Source organism: Paraburkholderia sp., assembly GCF_034668105.1.
GTDB lineage: Bacteria > Pseudomonadota > Gammaproteobacteria > Burkholderiales > Burkholderiaceae > Paraburkholderia.
The window spans coordinates 1-5,303 of the sequence record NZ_JAXDPY010000594.1 but is presented as its reverse complement, the minus strand read 5'-3'; the positions used below and the strand labels follow the sequence as shown (position 1 = coordinate 5,303).

General features: G+C 63.2%; 6 protein-coding genes. All 6 read left to right on the top strand.

From position 1 onward, the window contains the following. Positions 1-430 (top strand): SDR family oxidoreductase (locus tag QOC89_RS26310; RefSeq protein WP_323047703.1); only part of this gene is annotated, 430 nt, incomplete at its 5' end. Between the two features lie 406 nt (positions 431-836). Then, on the top strand, positions 837-1,247 hold the full coding sequence (locus QOC89_RS26305) for a hypothetical protein (protein ID WP_323047702.1): 411 nt from the start codon (positions 837-839) through the stop codon (positions 1,245-1,247). Positions 1,248-1,352: 105 nt separating this feature from the next. Further along, positions 1,353-1,940: a YSC84-related protein gene (locus tag QOC89_RS26300; protein ID WP_323047701.1), complete on the top strand. Its 588-nt coding sequence runs from the start codon at positions 1,353-1,355 to the stop codon at positions 1,938-1,940. A 484-nt stretch (positions 1,941-2,424) separates the two neighbouring features. Then, positions 2,425-3,966 (top strand): efflux transporter outer membrane subunit, encoded by a 1,542-nt coding sequence (locus QOC89_RS26295; RefSeq protein ID WP_323047700.1) that lies wholly within the window; start codon positions 2,425-2,427, stop codon positions 3,964-3,966. Positions 3,967-3,971: 5 nt separating this feature from the next. After that, a complete protein-coding gene (locus tag QOC89_RS26290; RefSeq protein WP_323047699.1) occupies positions 3,972-5,126 on the top strand; it encodes an HlyD family secretion protein in 1,155 nt (384 codons plus the stop codon). Continuing rightward, on the top strand, positions 5,116-5,303 hold a 188-nt coding region (locus QOC89_RS26285; protein WP_323047698.1), incomplete at its 3' end, for a DUF2955 domain-containing protein. The genes QOC89_RS26290 and QOC89_RS26285, both read left to right, overlap by 11 nt.

Below are 5,303 nucleotides of genomic sequence, written 5' to 3'. Positions count from 1 at the left end.
CGAAGCTGTGCGCGAGTTCCTCCGCCAGGGCGTGCGGCCGGGAATTTCGGTGGCAGCCGGCAAGATCATCTTCACCAGTTCGGTCCACGAGGTGATTCCGTGGGCCGGCCACGTGAATTACGCGGCCTCCAAGGGCGGGCTGATGCTGCTGATGAAGAGCCTGGCGCAGGAGGTCGCCGAGAAGCGCATCCGCGTTAATTCCATAGCACCGGGCGCGATCCGGACGCCGATCAACGCCGCGGCATGGTCCACTCCGGAGGCCTATGCCGAACTGATGAAGCTCGTGCCCTACAAGCGCATCGGCGAGGTCGAGGAGATCGGACGTGCCGCGGTCTGGCTGGCGTCGGACTTCACGGACTACATCGTCGGCACGACGCTCTTCGTCGATGGCGGGATGACGCTGTACCCTGGGTTCGAAACAGGGGGTTGATCATTGTGCCACCCGTATCCAGCGCTGTACCAGATCAACGGTCCGGTTGGCCTCCCGTGCCGAACTGCTGCTGTCCATCGTTTAACACCAACGATCTGAATTCTGGCACGCGTCACATCCCGTCTCGCATCGAAGTGGGACATGGGACAGCGAGGCTGCACGACCTCGGTCTCTGGACTAGCGGGCGCGCCTCTCTCCACTGATGTGAAACGAGACCAAAGTCCAATATGCCCATCGAGAGCTTCAATCACAGGGAAGCGAGATCTTCCTGGTTCCGCGCGGGAAAACGCCGGAGCCGCTTTGGCGACACAGGCCGCAGAAAGCCCAAACGCTTACACCAAATGCCGCATAGGACCAAAGTTCAATTGAATAGGTCCGTCGATCTGACCACAATGAGTACAGCAGCATGAAATCACCCGTCCAGGCGGGGCCACTTCTGCATGATGGAGACCGTCGATTTCCGGGTGCGATGTACCTGGATTGCACCACCGACTACCAGGCGAAGGTAAGTGGCATTGCGGGTCGCGCGAGCTTCATCGCGAGCGAGCTGCCTGTCGGTACCGGCATGACCACTCGGCCAGACTGGCTCGTCGGTCTTGTGCCGGCCGGGACGGTAGCGATCGCCACAGCACTGAAGGCGATGGGCTACGTCACCGGCCAGTTCGGCAGGAACCATCTGGGTGACAGGAACGGGTTCCCGCCGCCCGTTCATGGCTTCGACCTGCAGGTTGTTTATCGGTATCAGCCAGACGCGATGAAAGACGCGGCACATCCCGGATTAACGCTTGAAGCGCGTGTTGTCGGCCGGCGCGGGTAAGCCTGTCATGCCCTGTCATTGGAACACTGGTTAGAATGGATCAAAGGATGAAGCGGCCAGAGTCAAGCACCGGGGATCCGCCCCGGAACATAATGGAGGACGATAATGAACAGACGAGATTTTGTGCTGAAGACCGCAGTTGGCACTGCCGCTGCAGGTCTGACGCTCGCGGGCTGCACCATGACCCCGGGCAGCGGCAAGAGCCCTGAAACCGATGCCTCGAAGCGTCAGGCGATCGACGCGGAAGTAAACGGCACCTTGTCGCGGCTTTTCTCGACGGTACCGGGCTCACGCGAGCTCGTATCGAAGGCACAAGGGGTGCTGGTGTTCCCGTCGGTGGTTAAGGCGGCCTTCATCGCCGGCGCCGAGTATGGCGAAGGCTCATTGCATGTTGGGGGCACGACGGCTGGCTATTACAGCACGGCGTCGGGGTCATTTGGATTCCAGGCCGGGGCCCAGTCGACGGCCGTCATCTTTCTCTTCATGACACGCGACGCGCTCGACAAGTTTCGCAACGCGGCCGGCTGGTCCGTTGGCGGCGACGTGGCGGTTTCGCTCGTGAAAGTGGGTGCGAATGGCACGATCGACACGACGACGGCCACCTCGCAGGTCGCGGCCATTGTGCTGACCAACACCGGTCTGATGGCGGACGCTTCGCTCGCTGGCACCAAGGTCACACGGCTAAAACTATAAACGTGAAGCCTGATCTCTTCAAAAAAAGAAAGGCAAGGAACCGCTCGGCTCCCTGCGTTTGGTGGCTGGATGGGTAGCGCCGTGAAGGTGTTGTGCCACAGGACGGCGAGGCTGCACGACCTTTGTCTCGGGACAGGCAGGAACACGCCCCCTCTCCACCGATGTGACACGAGACCAAAGTCCAATATGCTTCTATCGACGTCATTACCAGTATGGGGTCGCCAGACCGGGCCGAAGTAATCGGTGATCACATAGATCTTTAAACTGTCCAGCAACGACGCGCCACCGGAGGGCGATTGTTCCTGGCCGCGCCCCGCGAAGTTCATGAACGTCCGCGTCGGCGAGGGCCGATTGGTTGCAAAGAAGTCAGGCCGTATCTGAACACGAAGTAAGTCCTTTCGAGGCTTCGCCTGTTCTATCGCCAGCAGTCGCAACCACATGAGCCATGTCTTCGCTCAGGATCTTTGATCGTGCAGGATGCCTCATGTCGCCGCTAACTCGTCCGAACCGGTTAATGCTGATCGGCGCGTTCTGCCTGAGTGGCTGCATTCGCCTGGGGCCGGACTTTCAGACCCAGCGCGAGCCCTGGACTGAACACTGGAGCACCCAGGCTATCGAGCAAGCCACCGAGACGCGCTCACAGCCCGATACCAGGCAGTGGTGGCAAATCTTTGCAGATCCGATACTGGAGCGCCTGATTGCCGAAGCCGACGCTAACAATGCCGGCGTGAAGATTGCCGGCTTGCGTGTGATGGAGGCGCGCGCTCAACTGGGCATTGCTCAGAGCGGACGCTATCCGCAAGTCCAGCAGGTCGGTGCCGACGTTCTATACACCGATCGCAAACAGGCCGGCGGGCGCAACCGGCAGAGCGACCGTTTCTGGCAATACAGTGCGGGCTTCGACATTGGCTGGGAACTGGATTTCTGGGGACGCTTCAGCCGCGCCATCGAGTCGGCCGATGCCGCTTATTTCGCCGCCCAGGCCAATCATGAGGACGTGCTGGTCCTGCTGCACGCCCAGATGGCCGAGAGTTACTTCGCCCTGCGTACCGCCGAAGCGCGCCTGCGCATCGCCCGCGACAATGCCGCGCTGCAAAAGCGCAGCTTTGAGATCACCACGATGCTGTTCAAAAGCGGCGAAAGCGACGAACTCGACCTGCAACAGGCCAAGACGCAATACCTCGGCACGCTGAGCACCATCCCCGAATTCGAAAGCCAGATCATGCGCGCCCGCAATGCCATCGCGGTGCTGATCGGCCGCCCGCCCGGCCCGCTGCCGGAACTGCCGGAGCTGGCGGAAAAGGAAGGGGTGATTCCGCTGATCGACCGCGCGGTGCTGCAGGACGTGCCCGCCAACCTGCTGCTGCGACGTCCGGACATACGTGCCGCCGAACTGCAGATCGCCGCTCAGTCGGCGCTCATCGGCGTGGCCGAGGCCGATCTCTATCCGTCACTGACTCTGCTGGGCAGCATCAGTTGGTCCGCCAGTTCGCTGGGGGGCACTTCCAATAGCCTGGCCCTGATCGGTGGTCCCAGCCTGCGCTGGAACGTGTTCGACTACGGCCGCATCAAGAACAACGTGCGGGTGCAGGACGCCCGTCTGCAACAGCTGATCGTGGCCTATCAGGACGACGTACGCCAGGCGGCGCGCGAAGCGGACGATGCGGCCAGCAGCCTGACCAAAGCCCTGGAGCGCGAGACGATCCTGCGTGACGCAGCAGCGGCCGCCAAGCGCTCGCTGGCGCTGGCCAACGCCCTCTACCGCGAAGGCTATTCCGACTTCGAGCGCGTGCTGGACGCCCAGCGGGCACTCTCCGCCCAGCAGGACGCTTACCTGGTCAACCGCAGCAATGCCGTGAGCGATCTGATCGCCCTGTACAAGGCGCTGGGCGGCGGCTGGTACAGCGAACAACCGCTGGTCGACCCGGTCAGCCGTCAGCAGATGCAGCAACGCACCGACTGGGGCGCACTGTTGGACGAGTCCAGCCGTTCGCCCGCCGGCAACGGCCTCCCTGCACAGAGGTAAGTCCGATGAGCGACACCCCGAAGCCCGCCGAAACCCCTCCGCCGCCGGGTACGCCGGCGCCGGCGTCGGCGCCCACCCCGGCTCCCGCGGCCGACCCGGCGAAGAAAGGAGTCAGGTGGGTCGTCCTGCTGATTGTTCTCAGCCTCGTCTGGTACCTGCTGGCCGACCGACTCACCCCTTACACCCAGCAGGCACGGGTGCAGGCTTTTGTCGTGCCGGTGGCTTCCGAAGTCTCGGGACGCGTGACCAAGGTATATGTGCGCAACAATCAGGACGTCGAGGCCGGCGCACTCCTGTTCGAGGTGGATCCGGAGCACTACAGGATTGCCGCCGACCGCGCCCGCGCCGACCTCGAATCGACCCGCCGGCAAATTGGCGCGAGCACCGCCGGCATCGAATCAGCGCGAGCTTCCTTGCGGGCTGCCCAGGCCAACGAACTCAAGGCGCGCCAGGATAGCGAACGCCTCGAACGCCTGTACCGCGAAGACACGGGCACCATTTCGCTGCGCCGGCTCGAGCTGGCCCGCGCCAGCCTCGAACAGGCCACCAGTCAGGTTGCCGCGGCCCGGGCGGAGGTGCAACGCGCGCGCGAACAGGAAGGAGGCAGCGAGGAAGACAACGCCAAACTGCGTAGCGCTGCCACGGCCCTGGAAAAGGCGGAACTGGACCTGACCAACACCCGCGTGCGGGCGCGCTCGGCCGGTCTGATCACCGACCTGCGCACCGATGCCGGCCAGTTTGCCGCCGCCGGCAACCCGGTCATGACGCTAATCGCTATCCACGATATGTGGATCAGCGCGGAAATGACGGAGAACAACCTCGGCAACGTCGAGGTCGGCACACCAGTCGCCATTGCGTTGGATGCACGGCCAGGCAAGCTCTTCGAAGGCCGCGTGCGCAGCCTCGGTTACGGCATCAACGTGGGCCTGAATACGCCGCCCGGCAGCCTGCCGACGGTGCAGACCAGTCGCGACTGGCTGCGCCCGGCTCAACGCTTCCCGGTCATTGTCGAGTTCTCCCCAGGCGAGTTGGCCACGCTGCGCGGCATCCGCGTTGGCGGGCAGGCCGAGGTCATGGCGTTCCCAAGCCCAGGTAATCCGCTCAATCTGCTCGGCCGCCTGTTCCTGCATCTGATGAGCTGGCTTTCGTATGCCTACTGACAAGCTCATCCCTGTCACGAGCAATCGTCGCGCTCAGCGTTCGCTGCGCCTCGCGAGTGGCACCGCACTATGCATGGCCGCGAGCTTCGGACTTGACCTGCCGATCCCCATGGTCGCCCCCGCGCTCTCGGTGTTTCTTTTCGCCATGCTCAATCGGCCTTTGCCGTTCAAGGCCGG

Excerpts from the sequence above, each read along its gene's own strand:
- QOC89_RS26300 (WP_323047701.1), top strand. The coding sequence starts at position 1,353 with ATGAACAGACGAGATTTTGTGCTGAAGACCGCAGTTGGCACTGCCGCT.
- QOC89_RS26305 (WP_323047702.1), top strand. The coding sequence starts at position 837 with ATGAAATCACCCGTCCAGGCGGGGCCACTTCTGCATGATGGAGACCGT.
- QOC89_RS26290 (WP_323047699.1), top strand. The coding sequence starts at position 3,972 with ATGAGCGACACCCCGAAGCCCGCCGAAACCCCTCCGCCGCCGGGTACG.
- QOC89_RS26295 (WP_323047700.1), top strand. The coding sequence starts at position 2,425 with ATGTCGCCGCTAACTCGTCCGAACCGGTTAATGCTGATCGGCGCGTTC.